Origin of the sequence: Streptomyces sp. YS415 (assembly GCF_023544665.1) — a bacterium.
GTDB lineage: Bacteria > Actinomycetota > Actinomycetes > Streptomycetales > Streptomycetaceae > Streptomyces.
Genome location: NZ_JAMJFL010000013.1, coordinates 1 through 21,967, shown reverse-complemented (window position 1 = coordinate 21,967; position 21,967 = coordinate 1). Strand labels below are relative to the sequence as shown.

Sequence of the window (21,967 nt, the reverse complement as noted above, 5' to 3'; positions counted from 1 at the left end):
GAGGAACCTCATGACCAGTCCCACGGTGGCCGTTACCGGCCAGTGGGTGAGCACCGGGGCCCTCCCCTCCGCACGCGTGTGGTCCGGCCAGCACGACGGCCCGGCCGTGCTCGCCGGCGGGAAGGTCCTGGTGGCCGGAGGAGCCGACGCCGCCGGAGCCGCGCTGGGGCAGACGGCCTTGTACGACCCGGCCGCCAAGACGTGGACGGCCGCCGCCGCGCTGCACACCGCCAGGCGGCTGCACACCGTCACCCTGCTGGACGGCGGCAAGGTGCTGGTCACCGGCGGCATCACCGGGGCGGCGACGTTCCCGTCCGCCGGACTGGCCTCCGCCGAGGTGTTCGACCCCGCGCAGGGCACCTGGACGGTCACCGGCAGCCTGAAAACCGGCCGGTGGGGGCACAGCGCGGTGCTGCTGCCCGACAAGAAGGTGCTCGTCGCGGGCGGCTGCGCCACCCGGTCCGGGCAGTCGGTCAAGGCGCTGCGCTCGGCCGAGGTCTACGACCCGGACACCGGCGCATGGACGGAGGTCACCGCGATGACCGACGCGCGCTGCGGCCACCCGGCGCTCGTGCTCAACACCGGCAAGGTGCTGGTGGTCGGCGGCAGCGCGCCGGTGTCCCGCGAGACCGATGCGGCTCTGGCCTTCTGCGAGTTGTACGACCCGGCCTCGGGCACCGGCGGTACCTGGACGCCGACCGGGAGCCTGCTGGTGGCGCGCAGCGGGCACCAGGCCACGCTGCTCCCGGACGGCACTGTCCTGGCCAGTGGCGGCAGCCCTCCGGGCGCGCCGGGCAACGGCACCTTCGACCCGTTCAGCAGGGCCACCGCCGAGACGTTCAGCCCCGTCGCGGGTGCGTGGAGCGCGGTCGAGGACATGCCCGCCGGGCGCGGCCTGCACCGGTCGGTCTCACTGGGCGGGGGCAGGGTGCTGGTGGTCGGCGGCACCGACAGCCCGGACAACGGCGTGGGCTATGCCAGCGCGCTGGTCTTCGACGCTGCCACCCGGAAGTGGAGTCCGGCCGGCGGTCTGGCGGCGGGCCGTTGGGGGTTCGCCGCGGTCCCGCTGACCGGCGGCAAGGTGCTGGTCGCAGGCGGCATCACCCGGGCGGGTCTTGCCGCTGCCGATCCTGGCGCCGGCGAGGTCACCGCCACCAGCGAGATCTTCGGCACCGGCACGGTGACACGGTGAGCAACGCGTACTCCTTCCTGCCGTGGCTGCGGACCGGCCTCAGCACCCGGATCACGACCGATCCGGGTACCGCCGACCGGGCCGTCCTCCCGGTCAAGCTGCGGCTGACCGGGGACGGCGTGTCCGGCGGCACGATCACCCGCGACGTCGAGAAGACCGTGCAGCTGTTCGGACCGGGCGATGTGGTGGGGGTCGATCCCCGGGTGATCTCGCGGGTGGAGCCGCGTCCCTGGATCACCAACGTGGAGCCCAACTACCTGGCGCACGTCGAGTTCTACGACGAGGGCCTGCCGTGGAGTTACAGCCCGGCCCCGCCCGACGGGGCCACCAAGCGGCTGCGGCCCTGGCTGGCGCTCGTCGTGCTCGCCGCAGCGGCCGAGCCCGCGGGCGACCCGGGCGCGGAGTTCACCGAGGGCGCGGTCGCCGGGCGGCCACTGCCGTCGATCCAGGTCAAGGACCCGGCCGGGACACTGCCGCCGCCGGACCAGCTCGGCGCGTGGACGCACGTGCACGTCAACGGCGAGCTGGACGGCCTGGTCGCCAACGACGATCCGGCCGGAGCGCTCGCCGCCCTGCGCCAGGTGCTGAGCACCAACGCCGACCTGGCGTGCTCGCGGCTGATGTGCCCGCGGCGGCTCAAGCCCGACAGCGGTTACCACGCGTTCGTGGTCCCCGCGTTCGAGACGGGCCGCCTGGCCGGGCTCGGCCTGGACCCGGCCACCGCGCCCGGCGCGCTGCACTCCAGCTGGGGCCCCGACTACCCGGGCCGCCCCGAGCCCGCAACGTTGCCGTACTACCACCGCTGGTTCTTCGCCACCGGCAGCGCGGGCGACTTCGAGTACCTGGTCCGGCTGCTGGAGCCACGGCCCGCCGACCCTGCCATCGGCCGCCGCGACCTCGACGTGCACAACCCGGCCGGGCCCGGGCTGCCGCCCATCACCAGCCCGGCGGAGCTGCACGGCGTGCTCAAGCTGGGCGGCGCACTCCAGTCGCCCAACCGTCCCAAGGGCGACGCCTACGACAAGTGGGACGAGCCGTACCCGCACCCCTTCCAGAAGGCCCTCGCCAAAGTCGTCAACCTGGCCGACGCCTACCTCGACCAGACCCCGGCCGCCGCGCACGCCGCCTACGGGGTGCAGGACGTGGCGGGCGAGGTCGATCCGATCATCACCCCGCCGCTGTACGGGCGCTGGCACGCCCCCGCGAACCGGCTGCTGACCGAGCGCGACGGCACCCCGATCACGCCCGACCGCAACTGGGTGCACCGTCTCAACCTGGACCCGCGCTTCCGCGTCGCCGCCCACCTGGGCACCCGCGTCGTCAAGGAGCGGCAGGAGGAGTTCATGGCCGCCGCCTGGGCTCAGGCCGGCGACGTGCTGGCGGCCAACGCCAAGATCCGCGCCGCCCAGCTCGCCCGCGAGGTCGGGACCGTCCTGCAGGCCAAGCATGTGGAGCCCGCCGCCGCACCGATCACGCTGGCCGACCAGCCGGTGCCGTCCGGCAAGGCCCTCGTCCTCACCGCTCCCGCCAACTCGCGGGTGACCACGCGTGATCGGGCCCTGCGCGGGGCGGTGGCGGTCGAGGCCGAGCGGGTCGCGGTCGGCTTCCACGTGGCGCGCAGCCGCGTGACGGCCGCGCCGCTGTCCCCGCCGATGCGGCGGATGCTGCGGCCGGGGCGGCTGATCCGCGACCTGCCGTTCAGCGCGGCCAAGCCGCCCGACGCGCTGATCCCGCGGATGGACGACCCGGACGACCCCGTGACGGCGGCCGCCGCCAAGGAGACTCCCGACGCGGTGGTGACGCCCCAGCAGCTGAACGATGTCCTGCACCCGGCACCACCGCCCATCGGGCTCACGGCCGCCACCGAGGCCGACCCAGCCGATCCGGTCGACCAGCTTCCGCGCAGCGCCGACTTCCGGATCACCTTGCCGGGCGACCCGTTCGTCCCCTCCGCAGGCGGCGAGGACAGCGAGGAGGCCAAGCGGTTCAAGGACGGGCTGCGCGACATCCACCGGAACTGGCACGCGGCGGGCGTCGGAGGCCAGACCGAGGGCGGCGACAACCCGCTGAACGTCCGCGCCACCACCGACGCGATGATGACCGGCCTGCGCGCCGAGCAGACCGTGCCCACCAGCCTGCTGACGTCGGTCAACCTGCCCGAGCGACTGCAGACGTTCGCCGAGCGGTTCATCGAGGCGATGGCCTATCCCGTCATCGACCTGCCGATGTACAAGGCGCTGCTGGACCTGTCGGTGGACCACTTCGCCCCCAACCTCGGGCTGATCCCGCAGAACACGGTGACGCTGCTGGAGACCAACCAGGAGTTCATCGAGTCCTACCTCGTCGGGCTCAACCACGAGATGGCCCGCGAACTGCTCTGGCGCGAGTACCCCACCGACCAGCGCGGCTCGCCGTTCCGGCAATTCTGGGACACGCGCGGAGGCGCGAAGCAGTACGACATCCAGCCGCTGCACACCTGGCCCAAGGCCGCCAAGCTCGGTGAGAACGATGCACGGGAGACCGGCGAGCAGGCTGAGGACCTCGTGCTGGTCATCCGCGGCGACCTGCTGAAGAAGTACCCCAACGCCGCGATCTACGCGCACCGCGCCCGCTGGCAGCCCGAGTCGGGACCGCCCGACCCGGCCCAGGAACGGGTCCCGGTCACGCTCGCCGACCCGGCGCACCCGACGCTGCAGGAGATCAGGCTCCCGCTGTACGAAGCCAAGGTGGACCCCGACCTGACGCTGCTCGGCTTCGACCTGACGGCGGCCGAGGCCAAGGGCGACGTCGCCACCGGAGCGGCGGGCTGGTTCTTCGTGATCCAGGAACGTCCCGGCGACCCCAGGTTCGGCGCGGACGAGGGGCCGTCCACCCGGGTCGAGGTGTGGAACGACCTGACGTGGGCCGACGTGGACCCCGGTGGGACCGGGTTCATCCGGCTCGACGCGAGCACCGTGCAGGTCCCGCTCAAGGACTTCGACGACCCCGCGGCCGACGCGGAGAAGAACGACCAGCACCTGGAGGACGCCTTCCTGCCCGTCTGGCACGGCGGGCTGAGCTCGGCCGACGTGGCCTACATGCTGTTCCAGGCACCGGTACTGATGGCCGTCCACGCTCAGGAGATGCTGCTGTGACCGCGCTCAGCGACGACTTCCCGGTACTGCTCGGCCCGGTCCGGGTGGAGACCCGGTTCACCGCCACCGAGCTGCTGGTCCGGATCTTCCCGGACGAGTGGTGCACCGATAAGTTCGAGCCGAAACCGACCCGCGCCGAGATCTCGGCGGTGGACGCGTACTGGACGGCGCACTGGCGGACCGGCGGGAACGCGCTGGCCGAGCAGGCGGCCTGGCAGGAGCTGGTCGCCCGGGTGCCCGGCGGCCGGGCCAGCTGGCTGCTGCAGACCCATACCCCCCTCAATCCCACCGATCGGCCCGCGACGGTGCCGGAGGGTGCGACCGTGCTGGTGGTCGTGACCGGCCAGGCCGTACCGGCCGCCGACCGGCAACCGACCGTCACGTACTGGACGGCGGTGTGGCGCGCGCACGGCGACCGGGCCACGCTGCGCGCCGCCGACACCGCGCTGCGCGCCGACGTCGGGGCCGGCCGTGCGGACACGATCCGGTCCCGGCGCCCGGTGGGCCTCGACGCCGCGCCTACCGCTGTCGGCGACGCGGTGACGGTCGCGTTCCTGGTGCTGCCGCCACCGGCCGCGGGAAGCCTGGCCGAGCAGTCCTGGACCCAGGCCGCGAAGGCCAGGCTGCTGCCGGACCGCTTCACCGTGCTCGGATACGTGGGCGGCAAGCAGGTGCTGACAGCGACCGGCGAGGCGGTGCCCGCCGCGCTCGCGGTCAGCCCCGACCCCGAGGCCGACACCGACAAGCAGCTCAAGGTGGACGAGCAGACCGGCGCGCTGCGGGTGCCCGACGAGCTCCAGTGGCTGACCGACTTCGGGCGGGCGGTGACGCTCGGCATGGGCCTGCGCATTCCGCTGACCCCGCAGATCCGCAACGGCCTGGACCGGCTGGTGGTGCTCGGGCTGCGGGAGCAGTCCGGCCCGGAGCAGACGGCCGTTCAACTGGCCGACCTCATCACCCGGCAGCTGCGCAGCCCCTCCGGGTACGGGCTGCTGCCCCAGGGCACCCCGACCAACAACAGCGAGGCCGCCCCCGCCGGGCAGGACCGCCGCGCCGAAGCCGAGGCCGCGCTGCGCACCGCCTTCGGGTTTGCGGCGGCGGATGCGCCTGACGACTGGCGCACCCGGACCGACGGGCAGTGGCTGGCCGACCTGCTCGGCATCGACCCGGCCGTGCTGAGCGGCATGCCCAACGCCGACGGCACCGACCAGCGTGACGCCCGCGCGGCCAACATCGCCCTGTGGCCCGCGACTTGGGGCGCGTACCTGCGCGGCATGATGCATCCGATGCTGTCCGAGCAGGCGGTCGACCAGACGCGCGAGTTCTTCGTGCAATACGTGTCGGGGCGCGGCCCGGTTCCGGCGGTCAAGATCGGGCGGCAGCCGTACGGCATCCTGCCCACCACCGCCTTCTCCAAGATGACCTTCCCGGACAGCGCGACGCACCGCCGCGCGCTGCACAAGCTGCTCACCGTGGCGGCGGGGGACTGGCACAAGGCTGTCGCGAAGGTCAGCCACCTGGGCAAGGGCGGGGACCCGCACCAGCTGCTGCTGGACATCCTGGCGCTGCATCCGACGTCGGCGGAGTTCTACCAGCGGTATGCGCAGAGCGTCGAGGACATCTTCAACCAGGAGAACCTCAACAGCGGCGGCCCGCGCGTCATCCCCGCGCTGGACCAGCTGAACATGCCGCAGCCGATCCGTGCTCTGCTCAACCGCCTCGGCTACGCCATCCCGCCGGGAGCCGACCCGGAGGTGATCCGGCGGCTGTTCGTGGGCGACCAGCATCCGCTGCTCGGGCCGCTGGTCGATGACCGGCCGCTGTCGGAGACCGACCACATCCGCGCGTACCTGCCCGACGGCGGCAACTACCTGCACTGGCTCGCCCAGCACGCCCAGGACGATTTGGAGACCATCCGGCTCGAACTGGGCTTCAAAGGCGACAAGCCGCCTGCGGCGCTGCTGTATCTGCTGGCGCGGCACGCCGTCCTGCTCGCCTGGGAGGACGCCGCCCGCCGCCTGGCCGCCGCTGCCGGCAGCACGGTGCCGCCCCCGCGCGATCCGCTGTTCGTCCACGTACGGCCCAACCGGCCGGGCGCACCCCCCGTGGAGAGCGAGAGCCGGTTCCGCCAGCTGTACTCGCCGGACCGGGCCATCACCGGCAGTCCGGACCGGCTGGTGGCCAGCTTCATCCCCGACGTCATCGGGCAGAACCCGGCCACCACCCAGCTCACCGAACAGATCGACGCGCTGAAGCACCTGGCCGGGCAGCCGACCGCCCGGCTGGAACGGGTACTGACCGAGCACCTGGACTGCGCGACCTACCGGCTCGACGCCTGGCGCTTGGGGCTGGTCAACGAGCGGCTCGCGGAGCTGCGATACGGGTCGTCCGGCACCGGACCGGCCCGGCGCGGCATCCACCTCGGTGCGTACGGCTGGCTGGAGGAGGTACGGCCCACGCCGCGCCCCGGCATGACACAGGTCGAGCTGACCGGCGACCTCGGGGAGGTGTTCAATCCTCCGGGTGCGCAGCCGCTGATGCACGACAAGGCCAACGGCGGCTACATCCACGCCCCCTCGCCCGCGCAGGCCACCACCGCCGCGGTCCTGCGCGCCGGATACATCGCCAACGCCAGTCCCGCCGACCGACACATGTTCGCCGTCAACCTCAGTTCCGAACGCGTCCGGGTGGCGCTGACCCTGCTGGACGGGCTGCGGCAGGGGCAGTCCCTGGGCGCCCTGCTCGGCTACCGGCTCGAACGGGCCCTGCACGACCGGTATCCGGATGCCGAACTGGACGCGTTCATCACCGCACTGCGCGGAGCCTTCCCGCTGCGGGCCGGCCGTATCGAGGAGACCAAGCCGGCCCCGGGCACCGCCGTCGAGCTGGTCGAGGCCCGCAACGTCATCGACGGCCTCGCACTCGTGCGGCGGGTGACCCAGGTGCCCGGCGCGGACGTCTACCCGTTCGGCGCCCAGGGTCTCCCGGCCCCCGACACCGACCAGCGCAAGGCCATCAACGACGAGGTGCACCGGCTCCTCGACACCCACGACGCGTTGGCCGACCTGGCGGTGGCGGAGAGCACGCACCAGGCGCTCGCAGGCAATCCCGAGCGGGCGACGACAACCCTCGACGCCTACGCGAAGGAAGGCGTCGCACCCGAACCCGAGGTGGTCCGGACACCGCGCAGCGGCACCACCTTGACCCACCGGATGGCTCTGCAGCTGACGCCGGGCATCCGGCCGGGCCACAGCGCACCGTCCGTACAAGGCGACGGCCCGCGCGCCATGGCCGAGCCCGCCGTGGACGACTGGCTGCCCACGCTGCTGCCCGACCAGCGGGACGTGGCCGCGCTGGTCACCTGGACCGACCCGGTCAACGGGGCGGCCCGCAGCAGCGTGGTCACCCAGCGGGACCTGCGGCTGCGGCCGATCGACCTGCTGTGGGCGGTCCGGCCCGCGAGCGAGGCGTCGATGACCGATCTGGACGACCGGATCATCGGCGTGGTCGCCACCCGGGACCAGCCACGTCCGGACGCGCGGCTGGTGATCGAGCACACCCAGCGCATCACCGGCAAGGTGACGTTCTTCGAGCTGTCGCCGCTGATCGCCGCTCTGCGGTCGCTGCTGACCACGTCCCGGCCGGTGCGGCCCAGCGACCTGATCCCGGCCGCTGGGGACGCCCCGGTCGACCGATCCGCCGACGCGGCCGTGACGCTGCCCCGCGAACGGCTGGTGGCGGTGCGGGACGCGCTGGTGGCGCTGCGCACGGCCGTGACCGGCTACCTGAACGACCTCGGGCCGCTGTTCCCCGAGCCGCCTGCGCCGGTCCGGCGCAGCGAGGTGATCAGCGGCATCGACACGCTCCTGCGCCGGTACGGGGATCTGATCGCGACCGCGGGCGGGTTCGGCATGGTGCGCAGCGGCTGGGGCGAGGCCGCCGGGTGGCGGCGGGAGCGCTACACCGAGGTGCTCGCGGCCGTCGACGAGGTCGCCGACCGGATGGCCAAGGCGCTGGCCGACGCCAACGCGCGCATCGCCGGCTACGACGCGCTCCCTGCGGCCACCGTGACCCCGGAGCGGTTCCGGCTCCTGGAGCAGATCGAGCGGCTGCTGACCACCACGCCGACCACGCCGCGCCCGAACACGCCCCAGCAGCTGCGCTCGATCATCAACAACCGGCGGCAGACCTTCCAGAACAAGCTGCAGGATCTGCGCGAGGTCGCCGACACCGGCCACAAGACGCTGAGCGGGCTGCTGGCCGAGGTCGCCGCGCTGTTGCCGTTGACCGGCTTGGACCCGGCCGGGCTGACGCTGACCCCGAACGAGGACCTGATCGTCGCGTACGGGAGGGAACTGCTGGACCGGGCACGGGCGCTGCAAGCCGAGATCGCCGAGCGGCTGACCGCCGCCGACGCGGCGCTGACCGAGCACGACGCCGCAGTGACCGGGCCCGACCGGGTGGAGGCCGCGCTCGACACCCTCAAGGCGCTGCTCGGCGAGGATGTTCTGGCCGTACCGCAGTACACGCCGTCGGCCGCGCTCGCTAGCAACTGGAAGAAGGCCCGCGACGACAGCGGCGCCCTGATCGAGCACCTGGAGGACGCAGGGCGCGACTTCCCGGTGGACGACTGGCTGCACGGCATCGCCCGGGTCAGGGAGAAGCCGCGGCTGTGGGAGCAGGTGGCGATCCTCAGCGACGCGCTACGCGGGGACGGGGGACTGCTCGGCCATCTGCCCGGCTTCGAGGAGCCGCAGCTGGTGCCGATTCAGCTGCCGTACCGGACCGACGACCACTGGCTGGCCATGGAGTTCGCGCCGGGCACGACGCTGGATGAGGACCGGCTGCTGTTCACCGCGCACTACGCCGCCAAGCCCGCACCGCCGACCGACGACTTCTGCGGCCTGCTGCTGGACGAGTGGACCGAGGTCATCCCGGCACAGAAGGAGACGACCGGGATCGCGCTGCACTACGACAAGCCCGATTCCGAGCCGCCGCAGGCCATGCTGCTGGTCACCCCGCCCACCCGTACCGGGACGTGGAACACCGACGACCTCGTGGCGGCGCTGCACGAGACGTACGACCTGATGAAGGCCCGCGCCGTCGAGCCCGCGCACCTGGACGAGACCGCCTATGCCCACCTGCTGCCCGCCACGCTGGTGTCGGCCGCCAGCAAGCCGATCACCATCAGCACCGACTTCGCGACCAACAATCTGCGCGGGAAGAAGCCATGACAGAGCGCATCGAGAACCTGCCCCAGGCCCTGGCGGAGCGGGAGCACCCGACCGTCGGCCTGTGGAACCGGCTGGAGGGACGTCCCCGCTCGGCGGACTTCGAGCGGGCTTTGCGTGTGGAGGTGCGGGACGCGCTGTGGCTGCTCACCCGGCAGTGGCAACTCGGCGAGTTCCGCGGCTCCGACGCCGGAACGCCGGTCACCGCCATGTACTCGGTGGGGATGGCGGTTCCGAGCCGGTTCCGGTCCGCGTCGGGCGGCCCGGCCGAAAACCTGCCCGCTGACCGTCCGTTGGAGGACGTTGCTGAACGCCGGGCACTGCCGTTCACCTTCGGGCAGGAGCGGATCTCGTACGACCTGCGCCTTGCCATCGGCCGCCGCTGGCTCAAGCTGATGAGCCGGCACCCGCCCATCCGCCACCATCGGCAGGACTTCGTCGAGCTGTATCCCATCGCCCTGCCGTCCCCGGCCAGCGACGCCGACACCCCGCGAGTGGCTCACCCCGAGGTCTGGTCCACGCTGCAAGCCGTCGCCGGCCGCCGGATGGACGGGTACGAGCTGTACCGTCACATCAAGGCGGGACATGAGGCCGCCGACGGCATCGGCCATGTCGCGCCACCGCACCGCACGCTGATCAACGAGCTGGGCACCCGGCTGACCGGCTGGTTCGACGGCCTGATCGATCAGCCCGCCGGCGACGCCACCTGGGATCCGCGCCGCCTGGAGCACCGTTTCTCGGTTGCCGCGGGGCAGCCGGGAGCCGCCGAGCAGGTGCTGACCGCGCAGGAGTACCCGGGCGGCGAGCTGGACTGGCATGCCTTCTCCATCGATCCCGGCACACAGGTGGGCGGGGCCGCCGCACCGCCCGCCCCGATCAACCGCACGGTCTTCCCGGCGCCGGTGCGCTACTCCGGCATGCCGCTGCCGCGCTGGTGGGCGGTGGAGGACGGCAAGACCAACTTCGCCGCCGTCCGTCCGGACCGCACCGACATGGCCCGCCTTGTCGTCCTGGAATTCGCCCTCGTCTACAGCAACGACTGGTTCCACCTGCCGTGCGACCTGCCCACCGGGACGCTGGCCTCGCTGCGCGGCCTGGCCGTCACCGACGTCTTCGGCCAGCGCCTGTGGATCACGCCCGCCGGGGCAGGGGCCGACAACGACTGGCAGCGCTGGTCCATGTTCACCCTGGACACCATCGGCTCAGACGACGTCCCCGCCGACACCGGCCTGTTCCTCGCGCCCACCGTCCCCAAGGTCGCCGACGGACCCGTCCTCGAAGAGGTCGACCTCATCCGCGACGAGAACGCCAACATGGTCTGGGGCATCGAGCAGACCGTACGGCTGCCCACCGGGCCGGGCCGCAGAGGCAGCGAGGTCGCCGCCGAGATCCTCGCCCAGCGCCGCCGCCTTTTCCCGCCCACGCCCCCCACCGACCCGCTGGCCCCCATTGCCTACCAGGCCATGACCTCGGTCCCCGGCCACTGGATCCCGTTCATTCCCGTGCACGTCCCCGGCGACAGCCGCAAGATCCAGCTCCAGCGCGCCGCCATGCCCAGCGAGATCGACACCACACCCGTCCGCCCCCGCACCACGATCCTGCGCGAGGGCCTGGACGCCGCCCCACAACGCTCGTACTTCCTCAACGAAGAGGAGGTCCCGCAGACCGGCACCAAGGTCACCGTCGCCTACAACCGGACTCGTTGGGGCAATGGCCGCGTCGCCGTCTGGCTCAGCGCCCGCCGCGGCACCGGCCGCGGCGAGGGCTCCAGCGGCCTGACCTTCGACCTCCCCACCGACACCAAACCCCTCACCTGACCTCGTACTCCAGCAGCGCTTCGCGATCTCGCCAGGCGAGACCGGTAGATCAGACGGCTGCGTTCGCCAGCCTGCAAGCACACCAGTGCGGCCATCGAAGTACACCCGCGGGAGACGCCGTTGAACCGAACCGCGGGCGTGAACCCCGCGGGTGCCCAGGTGCATGAGCGGTGCGACGTCATCGAGACAGCGGCTTCGTCCTCGAAGACCAGCCATGCCCCGAGCGCCGCCGCAGTGGCTTTGCCCGGGGCCGACGGGCGCAATGCCTGTCGGCCTCCCTCGCGCCAGGCCCGGCGCCACCGTTCCACCGACCTGACACTGACCCGTAGTTCCCTCGCGATCGTCGAGTTCTTCTCCCACCGCGCAAAGCCATCGGCAGCCGGCCTGCGCACCCGATCCCGCGCGACCTGGCCCTGCGGCGTGAGACCACCATCCTGCGCAGCTCTCATAGATCTGGCGTACCGCAGGGGTCTACCCAAGTCAGCCCCGACAACCAAATGGAAACGTCGGTAGGCTATGCGCCGGTTGGGCCCAGGCGCAGGGCCCCGGGGGCGGGGAATCAGGGTGTCCGTAGAACGTCACATAGCGGGGATGCTTCGGCAGATCGCCCGTCAGCAGGACATCATTGATATCGCTCCTCAGGGAACCACGCTGAAGGCGGCCGCCTTGGCGCACGTGGCGGAGCAGTACGGCTACATGTACGGCACGGCATACAGGACCGGGTTCAAGAACTCGCTCGTACAGGTCCGGATGTACCGGGACCCGCGGCCCGACGCGCGCGTCCGCGAGGCGGCCACCATCACCACCCACCCGCAGGCAGGCAATGGCGGGACAGTGCCGGGGCTGGAGCAGGGCTCGCTGAAGCCGCTCCCCGAAGCGGTGGGTGCCGTGGCCGTGCTGAAGGACCTCGTCACCTTCGACGTCATGGCCCTGTACAGCGCCGACCGGACCCAGAAGGTGCTGGGCTACCTTGCCTGCGCGGTTCTGACCGTTCTCCTGCTCATCGAAGGGTCGCCGGTCGAGGCGGTCGCCTCCGGCGGGGCGGTCGCGCTGCTCTTCACCGTGGCGTTCAAGGTGGGCGCGATCCGCCGTGGGAAGACTGCGCAACGGCTGATGGACGCCGGGTTCCTCGCGGTACGCGACGAACAGGGCGCCCAGCGGTTCCTGCGCCCCGGGCAGCAGTTGCCCGGCCACACCAACCCGTTCGCCGCGTCAGACCCGGGTCTGCGGCGCAGCCAGACCTGAGACACCGCTGGGCAGCTGCATCCGGCCGAGGCCGCCCGGCTGCTCCGCGTGTACGCGTCCCGGAGAGTGACGCAGCGCCCCATCATCACTCAAGCAGCCGGGACTGAGGGCGGCACCGCTGTCCGCCGACACTGAAGTTGGACCGCGCGCGGGCCACTAGGCAGGCGACCTGCGAGGGCACGTCGGCCCCGACTGTGCCGGGCTGGGTGCCGCCGGAGAATCGGCACGGTTGAGGTACGCGAAAGTGCTGGCGACCACAAGACGCGGGGGTGCAGCACCGTCCAGCAACGCGGTCACGTATTAGATGGTCTACGCAGGCGAGAACGCAGACAGCCTCTGGCTCAGCGTCCGCGCGCCGGCGCGATCTCGCGGAGCACATCGTGTAGATCGACCACCACGGTGCGAACCGGCAGTCGGGAGTCCATAGCTCAAATGCCGACGCTCTCGTGGATTTTGGGCACGCCCTGGTAGCCGCCGACGTTGCTGTCCACAGGAAGCAGGATGCTCGAAAGCGTCAGGCACTGAGCTAACGGCGCGCGCCCTCTACGGGAAGCCGGGCGTGCCGCCGCAGCAGGCGACGGTGTTGCTCTGGTGGGCGCCGGCGCTGGCAATGGGCGCTACCGCGAGTACTGCTGCCAGTGCCACGAGCACGCCGAGTACGGTTTCGCGCATCTCGTCTCCTTGCTGGAAGGGGGAGCTACGGCATCGGCGGTCGCTCTTTACCCGTGGCCGGGCATGCCTCCGCAGCAGGCGACGGTCTGGGACGGGTCGGCTCCGGCGTTGGTGAGGGGTGCGACGGCGAGTGCTGCTGTGAGTGCCACGAGCAGGCCGAGTACGGTTTTGCGCATAGATGGTCTCCTTTAGGGGCGGCGTGGGGTGACGTTCGAAGCGGTGTGTCTGATGCATGCCGTGGCAACGAAAGCTGAAGCCGGTGCTGTGATGTCCGTGTCTGGTGGGCCGGAGGTGCTGCCGCGGGCTGGGCCTTGCCTGGGACGAATCTGTGTGGGGCCAGGACCGGGATGTGGAGGGCCGGCTTAACCAACGGCCCCAGGCTGAGGCAGCACTTCGTTTTGAGTGTATTGAGGTTCTCGATCTGCTAGGCATCCCCTGCGGCGCACCGGCGAGCCGGGCCCGCCGGTGCGAGACTGCGTCGAGTCATCGGGGTCCCCACGTGGTCGCGTCTTCGGCTCTCGTCTTTCCGCAAGAACATGCTGTGCCTTTCGGGGCCCCCTTTGGTCAAGGGGGAAGATCACGTGTGGCGGCCCGTCGACTATCACACGGCCCGCGCGGGGATGTCATCGATCCCAGGCGCGCATGATGCCTGCTGGTTGATAACTTTCTGGTTATCGCGGCAGGTTGGACGATGGAAGGGGACTCCTGCATGGGGGCGTCCGGATCGAAGGAACCGAGCATTCACCAGCTCCGGCTCTACCTCACGCTGTGCGAGGAACTCCATTTCGGACGTGCCGCCGCGCGCCTGTTCATCACGCAGCCGGCACTGAGTCAGCAGATCAGAGAGCTGGAAAAACGCCTGGGGTTGCGCGTGGTGGAACGCACGGGCCGGACCGTCACACTGACCGATGCCGGGCAGGCACTCCTTCCCGAAGCCCAAGCGGCGATCGCGGCGGTCGACCGGCTGCGGCGCGTCGCCGACGCGCAGATGAGGCAGGCTTCCGGGCGACTGATCGTGGGCACCATGGGAGCCGAGGCATCCATGGCGCACACCCGCGCCGTCCTCGCCCTGTTGCAAGAACGGCACCCCGGGACGACTGTGCAACTGGTCAACCTCGGCTTCGGCGACCACATAGCCGCCCTCGCACAGCAAGAAGCCGACGTGGTCTTCCTTCGCCCTCCGGTGACGGACGACATCGAACTGCACCACCTGGCCACCGAGCCACGAGTGGCCTGCCTGTGTGCCGATCACCCCTTGGCGAAACTGCCGCAACTCACCCTGGCCCAGCTCTCAGGCATCCCGGTGGTCGACATGCCCGCGCAGGTTCCCCGCCTGTGGTGGGACTTCTGGGCGGTCGATCCCCGCCCCGACGGCAGCCGCGTCTGCTACGGGCCGGTCGTCACCGACATGGAGTCCCTGCTGCACACAGTGGCTGCCGGAGAAGCGATGTGCTTTCTGCCGGCGGCCGCCCGCGAATACTTCCCGCGTCCCGGCATCAGATACATCGACGTCGTCGACCTCACCCCCTCCACATCCGCCCTCGCCTGGTCGCGTCGCAGACGTTCCGAACCCACCATCCGAGCCATCCGCCACGCCGCGCGAGAAGCCACCAGCCGCGACTGTGCTGTCGCCGTGTAACGCGTCTGAGCTTCATGCGTCGGGGTGGCGCGCGACTTCTGCGGATGGATGCAGTCCGCGCGCAGGCGGTACCCCGATCGGGGCGGTCTGTGGCTGCGGCTCCCGTCTTTGGACATCGGCTCCGGCCCGGCGTCCGCGACCGGGCCGGGTGGCCATCCACTCCCTGCGGGCCTGCACCTTCCACGGCTGCCGGCAGTAGGGGTTCTCGGCCGTGGCCTTCTCCCCTGGAGCAGGCTGGGGGTCAGCTGCAGTTCATCGGGGACGTCGCACCTGGTCATGGTGGGGTGAGTGGCGACCACGGTGAGCAACGGCTCGGGCAGGGTCCAGGTCATGCGGCTCTGCCTTCCGCGTAGCCCGGGGAAGCTCCGTAGTTGCTCACGTCTCGGCCGACGAAATCGAGTCTCTATCCGATCCGGGGCGAGTGAGTGAGCACCGTCTCAAGCGTCTCCTTGCGTGGTGCGAGGAGGACGTTGATGCGTTCGCTGGATCGTTGGATCATCCGCCACACCGTTTCGTTGGGGTCGGGGTGGCCGGGAGCTGCCTCGATGTGGTGGCCGTCACGACACAGGCTCTGAATCGCTGCAGAGACGCATGAGCGAATCTCGCGGAACCTCTCGTGGGCCGTGGCAGTTCCTGAACCGAGGTGATGAGACACCGTCGCGTTGAACTGCCGTACTTCTTCTTCGGAGGCGGCGAGGTCGTGCAGTAGCGACCGGGTGGCCTCCGCCTCCTCGGTGGCCAATGCCAAGATCTCCGCGCTGTCCGCGTCCACGGAGCCACTCACCCTGCTGGTTTCGTTCCGATAAAGGTCGAGCAGCAGGTGAACATATGCATCGGCGCGACCAGGAGCGGGATCCAGGACATCCAGCACGTCGGTCAGCCACTGATGGAATCGCTTCCCGGCCGCACCAAGCTGATCCCAGCAAATGCTCCGTAGGGCATCGCCGAGGTAACGGGCACGGTCGATGGCCTTTCGGCTGCTGATGACCCGGATCGGGCCGGCGGGTCCTGGGTCTTCATCGCGCAGTTCCGAATGCCGCTGTTCAACCAAGGCGCCGAGCAGGGCTAGGTGCACGTACACATGAAAGGCCGCGAAAGCACGGAAAGCGTCCCACCGGTTGCTATCACCGGCGAATGAGTTCCATGGTGACTGGATCGTACGGCCTTCACGCGACGGGTCGTAGGGTTCGAACAGTGTATGACCGTGTCGAAAGTCGTACAGCTTCTGATGCAGCGCCTCGTGAAACATGTGCTCCACGACCCACCATGGGTCGCTCACCGACGCGCGGTCGAGGAAGATCGTTCCGGTCAGTCGGAACTGCGAGCTGGATGCGCTTCCCTTCCACCGGCCCTCCTGTGGGCAGATCCCGACGACATGGGTGTGGCTGAGGGCGCTGCGGCTGAGTCTCGGCATCAGCTCGGTGAGTAGCTGAGCACCTTGCCTCAACCCCTCGATCTCCTCTTTGTTCGGCGAACACAGAAACGCGTCATAGTTCTGTTTGACGAGATCCTGGAAGGCTCGAAGGGCCGGATCATCAGCATGCTCGTTGTTCCAGATCCACCCGGAATGATGTTCCAGCCCAAGACGGTCTGGTCGAGCGGCGCCGAACTCGAGCGGTGCACGCGTGCACCCCTGCTCCAGCAAGGCGGTCGTTTCCCGGAAGAGGTCAGCGCACAGATCCGGCCCCAGACCACCCTGCCAGCCTCGTTCCACCCTCCATGTCGCGTGCTGAATGGCACACCTGAGCGCCGTGTCGCCCATCACGGGGCGAAGTGTCATCGCGTCCAGGCCGTCAAGTGCGTCGAGCAGTCTCCCCGCCTCGGGCACAGTCCCTGCAATCCGCGTGAGCCGCCGCATGAAGACGACGTGCATCTGGTCGCGAATGTAGTCGGAGTCCCCAAATCCGCGGTGAGATGCCAGGGCGGCCTCAACCGTGGACAGTACCTGCGATGAATTGACACTCAACCGTCAGCCCTCCGCCTTCAGTGCCTCATACTGGATGGGTGTGAACATGAGATCCGCCAGAGTCATGGTCGATATCGAAGTCGGACCCGTGCCCATGGTTGTGATGACCAGTGCTGTCGACATCGATGTGACTCCGCGGGTTCGGCTCCTCCACTCCGTCCTCGCTCAGCTTCATGGCTTCGAGTTCCTCCGGACTGACCTCGACGATCCGCGCAAGTCTCGGCTCCTCCGAGGTGATTCCGATGATTCGATACGGTCGCGGCTTAGGGCCGTCAGGTCCGAATATCTCTGCCATGTCTTCCACTCCTAAGAGAGCTGCGAAGAGGATGCGGGACGACTACCGGATGCTCTACGAGGAGCAAGTGCCAACCGCGTTGAAGACCCCGGTTCACTGGGGGTGCGAGTGTGTGTGCTGCCCGCCCGGATTCGTATGATCGTGATCGTGGTGTGCGCCGCCATAATCGTGGTCGTGATGAACACCGTGATCGTTGTGTGGGCCGCGTGGGTTCGGACCTTCCATGTCATCATCCCGGTGCAGCTTCAGGTCTTCGAGCTCCTCCGGACTGAGTTCGACGATCTGATACAGCTTCACCTTTCCACCGTGAGCAGTGTCCGCGGTGCCGCCTTCTGGGCCTGAATCATTGCCTGTCAGGGCGTTGATGGAGAACGGCACCTGCTCCTCGAAGCCCCGCAAGGGGTCGCCGATGGTCAGGTAATTCGGTTCTTGATCCGGAGGCATCCTTCCAAGGATGGCGTGATGGAGTTCAGGGTAGTCGCCGCGGAAGCCACCGCCATTCCAGACCTCCAGCAGGGCGGCGGTGAATACCCCGTGGCCGTCGACTTCCATGGATGACTGATCGTCCTGACAGCCTGAGATGAGGATGACGCTGGCATCGACGCCGACGTCTTCGCGGCTGGGCGTCTTCGCCCGAATCTCTTCGTAGAGTCCTCGGTGCTTCGCGAGTACTGCCCTTTGGATCACAGTCGGTGTCCCGCGCGCGCGTACAGACCGGCCATCCCGCTTGCGGACGACAGTGCCGCTGTTGCAGCTGTCCGACAAGACGAGGACCCTGACACCTGCGGCGAATGCAGACAGCGCCACGTGAATTTCGTCGTCGAGGACTTCGCGGTCGAACAGATTCCACGTTTCATCCAGGCTATCGGGTTCATCGGCACTGATGTCCTGCAACTGGCCGCCGTGGCCGGCATAGGTGACCACGCAGATGTCGCCGGGTTCGAGCGAGGATGCGGCCTCCTGAATGGCGCCGAAAACTGCGCCTACGGTTGCGTCCTCGCTGAGAAGTTGCTGGACCTCGTAGCCGAGGCTGTCGGTAATTTCTCGCATGGACAGCGCGTCGTTCTCGCAGAACTCCAAGGCGCCGTCCCAGCCGGCGTATGCGTCCGGGTCCACACGGTTCAGCCCGATGTGAATGGCCATTCCTCTGGGCATGTAGTGACCTTTCCTAAGTCAGCTGTTAGCGCCGGTTGATGAAGGCTCTGATCACCACGCGAGCAGACGCTTTCGTGCTTGCCGCGACCGCACCGTGGTCGGCGCCTACGCCCTCAGCCACCACCCCGACTGCGCCGGCGACCGTCGCTGGGATCGCATCCGCCATGTCCCGAAGGGATGACTTCCTGCCTCCTTTTGGGCTCTCCTTCAGCATCCGAAAGAAGGGATGCCCGGGGGAGTAGATGGACGACGCTCCATCCTCAAGGATCTGCGCTGCCAGCTCCAAACCCTCAGCCATCCCTGAAGAGCGGTACCTGGACCTGGATTCTCGTAGAACACGGACTCGTTCCGGAATGGACCGGTCGGTGATCCGCTCCTGAAGCTCCTTCACGGAACGCTGCAGCGCGGTCGGCATCCTGTTTCGCGCCCCCTCGACCTTCGGCAGAACATCGAGCACCGCCTCGATCCGTTCCTTGGTGTAGGGGTCGATCTGGTCTACCTGGAGAGCAGCCTCCAACACCTCGGTGCCCGACGGGTTGGCGCTCCCCTCACGGCCATTGAGGTTCGCGACCACCGCCTTGGGATGCGCCATGATCGCCCGCAGGATCAGCGTGTGGTCCTGCGGGGAGAGTTCCTCGCCGCCCTCCGGAGGCGGCCACGGACCCGGTAGCGGTTGCCCGCACAGGAAGCAAGCGTCGCTGCGGGGGGTGGGACCAGACCAGACGCCGCCGGCAGTGCCGCCGGGGAATCTGTGCCAGTCCTTGTCCTTGGCCCTTTGACCTCCTGAGTCCAGCGCCGCGATCGCGCGAAGAACCACGGAGCGAATCTCGGCTTCCACCGCCTTCACGGTCATGGGTGGCAGCTGGACATCCCCGAGGTCGATCGCAAACCGCGTCCCAGCCGATCTCTGCCGACCGTTCATGCCGCCTCCCTAGTTCGCTGCTGAGCTGATCTCGTCCTCGACAGGGCCGCGCGTGATCACCCATGGACAGATCCGGCAGCTCTCAGCCCCCGACTGTCGATACCAGCGGCATTGCGGCCGGATCGAGCATCTCGGCAGGTGATCGACGGCGGTAGCTGCGGGAAGAATCTCCTTGACCCGACCGGGCACACCACATTCGCCGTCGACCCACTGCTTGCAACCGTCCTGCCGGCAGGGACTGGCAAAGCGGAACCGTCGCTCCGGCTCACGCCCGACACGTGCGATGTCCACAAATTCGCGCGTGGCGATCAGCCTCTGGCCGAGATAGGCGATCGAGCCATCGGCGTTCACCACGCCCAGGATGACCGCGCCCTCCGCCGCAGGTGCACTCGGACACATCACGGGTCGTTCCATGGAATCACCCCTTCGCTGCAGGCAGGACGTAGAGTCCCGTCGCCAGCGCAGGTGCATCCGACGATCTGGGAGTACAGGCTTACCGTGGACAAGGAAGTTGCGGGGCCGGTGACCGACGTCTTCCAGATTTGTTGTACCGCCCGCACCTGAGTTCCGCAGTTCGTGGGCACGAACGGGCTATCTGGCACGGCAGCTGTCGTCCTGGTCACGGCTGGCCCACAAGAGCGTGTCGACGCTGGTGGCAGGCTCGTGCGATGGCTTGATGGCGGCGGCCCCAGGCCACCCAGTGCAGGTCGTGTTCCGCATCCGGACAGGTGACGTGCGGACGAGCGCCCGAAGGAGTCGGACAAGTTCGGGACAGGTCAGCGGGACAAGCCGCGCCGGTCCGGCAAGGTGGGCCGTTGTCGCGGCAGCGGCGATCAGGGCGAGGACGGCGAATGCGGCAAGGGAGAACAGCGGCCAGCACATCCAGGAGTTCCAGCAGGTCCCCTGTAGTGGTGACGCCGAGAGGGCAGCTGCCACTGACCCGGCACGCATTCCGCGTCAGATGGAAATATGCCCTGAATCCACCGGCCCGTCCGTCCCGGCGCCCCGGGCTCCGCAGGAAGAGCACGCCAAGGTGCCGGCACTGGTCACGCGGGCCCAGGAGGCACTCCACCTCGATGCATCGTCGGTCGCTCCAGGCCCCGACGGCACAGATGCCGTCAAGAAGATCCTCGGACGCGTCCCTCTTGCTGCAATTGAGTACGGCGAGAGCCAGCATCGCTCGCAGGCGCCGCTGGGCCGGGTCCGGTGAGGCGAGTTCCAGGTCTCCGGACCGGCTGCCAGGACGGCGCCGTCGCAGGGCGGCGACGCCCTCGTCGGCGCGGTCCTGGCATGACCATCAGCCGGCGCCGTACCCGGTCGCGGCAGGGGTCGACGGCCGAAATGCAGCGGCTTCGAACATCTCCTCCTCTGGTTCCGTGGCGCGATCGGCGGGCCTTTCCGGCTCCCGCCCCTCTGCGGGTCTGCCCGTTCGGGCGCGGAGTTGGCAGCGCTTTTTGAGCGCGGCAAGAGGCGACATCCCATTGAGTGCAGGTCAACTGCCCATTGCAGAGGCGGTGTACGGCTCCCCGGGAATGTTTGTATTGGGGGTTCTCGGTGCCCGAAAAAGGCCCGATCGTAAAGGAGTTGACAGGTTGCCGAGGTCACTTGGTCAACCCTTGCCACGGGAGTGGCCGACCCTTAATCTCGAATGCGTCGTTCCCCCTGTTGCGATCCCCTCTTCGTCCCGTGGAGGTTTTTCGTGCTGCCCTGCTTCCGTCCGGGCCCGCGTTCGACCAGCGAGATCGAGTGATCATGACAACGTTATCCGCTGTGCTGTCCCCGTTCCCCTGTCGGCCGCCTCGGCGCCGCATCCTCTGCTCACCCTGATCCCGCCCGGGAGCCCGGCGTCCGCAGCCGGGCTTCCGGGACGACGCGGACACCCGGGCCCGCCACCGACGAGGTGGCACCCGCCGTCACCGGGCGCTCGCCGACACCCAGGCACAGCGCATCGGTCCGTTCCGTGTTCGTTCACCCTTCCCTCCCCCACGCGCCCCCACGCGCAGGAAGAAGGACGGTACGTCCGTGGCGACCACGAGTTTCCCCGACGCCTCGCCCCGCAAGAAGAAAGCCGCCACCCCGGCTCCTCCCGTCCACCGCGAACCCGCCGGGAACGGCGCGCCCCGTGGTGCCGCGTCGGCCGGCGCCTGCATCGCTCACGCCTCACCGGGGGACCTGGCCATCACGGCCGCGGAACCCGAATTCGCCGGGCAATTCGGCCTGAGCGCCGACGAGATATGCGGACACGGTCTTCTCGACCTGCTCCGTTCACCCGTTCCCGCCCGGCTCCAAGAACAGTTCAACGCCCTTTCCGCGGGGCATCGTCCGCGCTTCACGGAAAGCGTGACGGGCCGGGACGGAACCGGTGGGAAATTCCACGCGGAAGTCACCGGGGTCGCCGTCCGGAATCCCTCGGGCGCCTTGGTCGGCGTGGTGGTCTTTCTGCGCCGCACCGCGGACGGGGTGTCCGGCGGGCCGGTGCTCAGCGCCCTCGACGCGCAGGTTCTGGAAGGGGTCGCGAGTGGCCAGTCCACCGTGCAGTTGGCCTCCCGTCTCTATCTGAGCCGACAGGGAATCGAGTACCGCGTCGGGCAGATGCTGCGGAGATTCGATGCGCCCAACCGCCCCGCGCTGGTGGCGCGTGCGCACGCGCTCGGGATGTTCGCCGCCGGGCAGTGGCCCCCGCGCGTCCTTCCGGAACG

The 21,967-nt window shown here is 69.5% G+C and carries 14 protein-coding genes and 1 pseudogene; 7 read left to right on the top strand and 8 right to left on the bottom strand.

What is annotated here, in order from left to right:
• Positions 1–10 precede the first annotated feature (10 nt).
• From M8H82_RS18280 to M8H82_RS18265, 4 genes are read left to right on the top strand one after another with little or no spacing between them, the layout of a single operon-like run.
• The gene (locus M8H82_RS18280; RefSeq protein ID WP_250075302.1) at positions 11–1,192 is read left to right on the top strand and encodes a kelch repeat-containing protein; all 1,182 of its coding nucleotides are present in this window, start codon (positions 11–13) and stop codon (positions 1,190–1,192) included.
• Positions 1,189–4,326, top strand: a complete 3,138-nt coding sequence (locus M8H82_RS18275) for a hypothetical protein (RefSeq protein WP_250075300.1) — start codon at positions 1,189–1,191, stop codon at positions 4,324–4,326. Before M8H82_RS18280 ends, M8H82_RS18275 begins: the two co-directional genes overlap by 4 nt.
• The gene (locus M8H82_RS18270; protein WP_250075297.1) at positions 4,323–9,560 is read left to right on the top strand and encodes a hypothetical protein; all 5,238 of its coding nucleotides are present in this window, start codon (positions 4,323–4,325) and stop codon (positions 9,558–9,560) included. The genes M8H82_RS18275 and M8H82_RS18270 overlap by 4 nt, the downstream gene beginning before the upstream one ends.
• Entirely contained in the window at positions 9,557–11,374 is a 1,818-nt protein-coding gene (locus M8H82_RS18265) for a hypothetical protein (protein ID WP_250075296.1), read from the top strand. The genes M8H82_RS18270 and M8H82_RS18265 overlap by 4 nt, the downstream gene beginning before the upstream one ends.
• Before the next feature lie 254 nt (positions 11,375–11,628).
• On the opposite strand, the pseudogene M8H82_RS18260 reads toward M8H82_RS18265, so the two are convergent.
• Positions 11,629–11,823 (bottom strand): annotated as a pseudogene (locus tag M8H82_RS18260) (helix-turn-helix domain-containing protein); the annotation flags it as partial.
• A gap of 142 nt (positions 11,824–11,965) precedes the next feature.
• Between M8H82_RS18260 and M8H82_RS18255 the strand changes: the two are divergent.
• On the top strand, positions 11,966–12,619 hold the full coding sequence (locus M8H82_RS18255; protein ID WP_250075294.1) for a hypothetical protein: 654 nt from the start codon (positions 11,966–11,968) through the stop codon (positions 12,617–12,619).
• 543 nt (positions 12,620–13,162) lie between these two features.
• Here the strand turns inward: M8H82_RS18255 and M8H82_RS36455 are convergent.
• Together M8H82_RS36455 and M8H82_RS36450 are read right to left on the bottom strand one after the other, a co-directional pair.
• Positions 13,163–13,291, bottom strand: coding sequence for a hypothetical protein (locus tag M8H82_RS36455; RefSeq protein WP_284049052.1), 129 nt, complete (start codon positions 13,289–13,291; stop codon positions 13,163–13,165).
• A gap of 47 nt (positions 13,292–13,338) precedes the next feature.
• Positions 13,339–13,467, bottom strand: coding sequence for a hypothetical protein (locus tag M8H82_RS36450; RefSeq protein ID WP_284049051.1), 129 nt, complete (start codon positions 13,465–13,467; stop codon positions 13,339–13,341).
• A gap of 533 nt (positions 13,468–14,000) precedes the next feature.
• On the opposite strand from M8H82_RS36450, the gene M8H82_RS18250 reads away from it, so the two are divergent.
• Complete coding sequence (locus M8H82_RS18250) at positions 14,001–14,930, top strand: LysR family transcriptional regulator (RefSeq protein WP_250075292.1); 930 nt, start codon at positions 14,001–14,003, stop codon at positions 14,928–14,930.
• A 403-nt stretch (positions 14,931–15,333) separates the two neighbouring features.
• Here the strand turns inward: M8H82_RS18250 and M8H82_RS18245 are convergent, their stop codons facing one another.
• The 5 genes from M8H82_RS18245 to M8H82_RS18225 all read right to left on the bottom strand — a co-directional run bounded on the left by M8H82_RS18245 (position 15,334) and on the right by M8H82_RS18225 (position 19,682).
• The gene (locus M8H82_RS18245) at positions 15,334–16,803 is read right to left on the bottom strand and encodes an HEXXH motif-containing putative peptide modification protein (protein WP_250075290.1); all 1,470 of its coding nucleotides are present in this window, start codon (positions 16,801–16,803) and stop codon (positions 15,334–15,336) included.
• 118 nt (positions 16,804–16,921) lie between these two features.
• Positions 16,922–17,191, bottom strand: a complete 270-nt coding sequence (locus M8H82_RS18240; RefSeq protein ID WP_250075288.1) for a hypothetical protein — start codon at positions 17,189–17,191, stop codon at positions 16,922–16,924.
• Positions 17,192–17,284: 93 nt separating this feature from the next.
• Positions 17,285–18,334, bottom strand: a complete 1,050-nt coding sequence (locus tag M8H82_RS18235) for a caspase family protein (RefSeq protein ID WP_250075286.1) — start codon at positions 18,332–18,334, stop codon at positions 17,285–17,287.
• Between the two features lie 37 nt (positions 18,335–18,371).
• Positions 18,372–19,268, bottom strand: a complete 897-nt coding sequence (locus M8H82_RS18230; protein WP_250075284.1) for a hypothetical protein — start codon at positions 19,266–19,268, stop codon at positions 18,372–18,374.
• A gap of 9 nt (positions 19,269–19,277) precedes the next feature.
• The gene (locus M8H82_RS18225; protein WP_250075282.1) at positions 19,278–19,682 is read right to left on the bottom strand and encodes a hypothetical protein; all 405 of its coding nucleotides are present in this window, start codon (positions 19,680–19,682) and stop codon (positions 19,278–19,280) included.
• Positions 19,683–21,290: 1,608 nt separating this feature from the next.
• Between M8H82_RS18225 and M8H82_RS18220 the strand changes: the two genes are divergently transcribed.
• Positions 21,291–21,967: PAS domain-containing protein (locus M8H82_RS18220; protein ID WP_250075280.1), on the top strand; the 677-nt coding region annotated here is incomplete at its 3' end.

Bases quoted from the DNA above. Each gene is read 5' to 3' on its own strand.
- M8H82_RS18225 (WP_250075282.1), bottom strand. From the start codon at position 19,682: ATGGAACGACCCGTGATGTGTCCGAGTGCACCTGCGGCGGAGGGCGCG.
- M8H82_RS18250 (WP_250075292.1), top strand. From the start codon at position 14,001: ATGGGGGCGTCCGGATCGAAGGAACCGAGCATTCACCAGCTCCGGCTC.
- M8H82_RS18230 (WP_250075284.1), bottom strand. From the start codon at position 19,268: ATGAACGGTCGGCAGAGATCGGCTGGGACGCGGTTTGCGATCGACCTC.
- M8H82_RS36450 (WP_284049051.1), bottom strand. From the start codon at position 13,467: ATGCGCAAAACCGTACTCGGCCTGCTCGTGGCACTCACAGCAGCACTC.
- M8H82_RS18240 (WP_250075288.1), bottom strand. From the start codon at position 17,191: ATGGCAGAGATATTCGGACCTGACGGCCCTAAGCCGCGACCGTATCGA.
- M8H82_RS18265 (WP_250075296.1), top strand. From the start codon at position 9,557: ATGACAGAGCGCATCGAGAACCTGCCCCAGGCCCTGGCGGAGCGGGAG.
- M8H82_RS18280 (WP_250075302.1), top strand. From the start codon at position 11: ATGACCAGTCCCACGGTGGCCGTTACCGGCCAGTGGGTGAGCACCGGG.
- M8H82_RS18245 (WP_250075290.1), bottom strand. From the start codon at position 16,803: ATGCACGTCGTCTTCATGCGGCGGCTCACGCGGATTGCAGGGACTGTG.
- M8H82_RS18235 (WP_250075286.1), bottom strand. From the start codon at position 18,334: ATGGCCATTCACATCGGGCTGAACCGTGTGGACCCGGACGCATACGCC.
- M8H82_RS36455 (WP_284049052.1), bottom strand. From the start codon at position 13,291: ATGCGCGAAACCGTACTCGGCGTGCTCGTGGCACTGGCAGCAGTACTC.
- M8H82_RS18255 (WP_250075294.1), top strand. From the start codon at position 11,966: ATGCTTCGGCAGATCGCCCGTCAGCAGGACATCATTGATATCGCTCCT.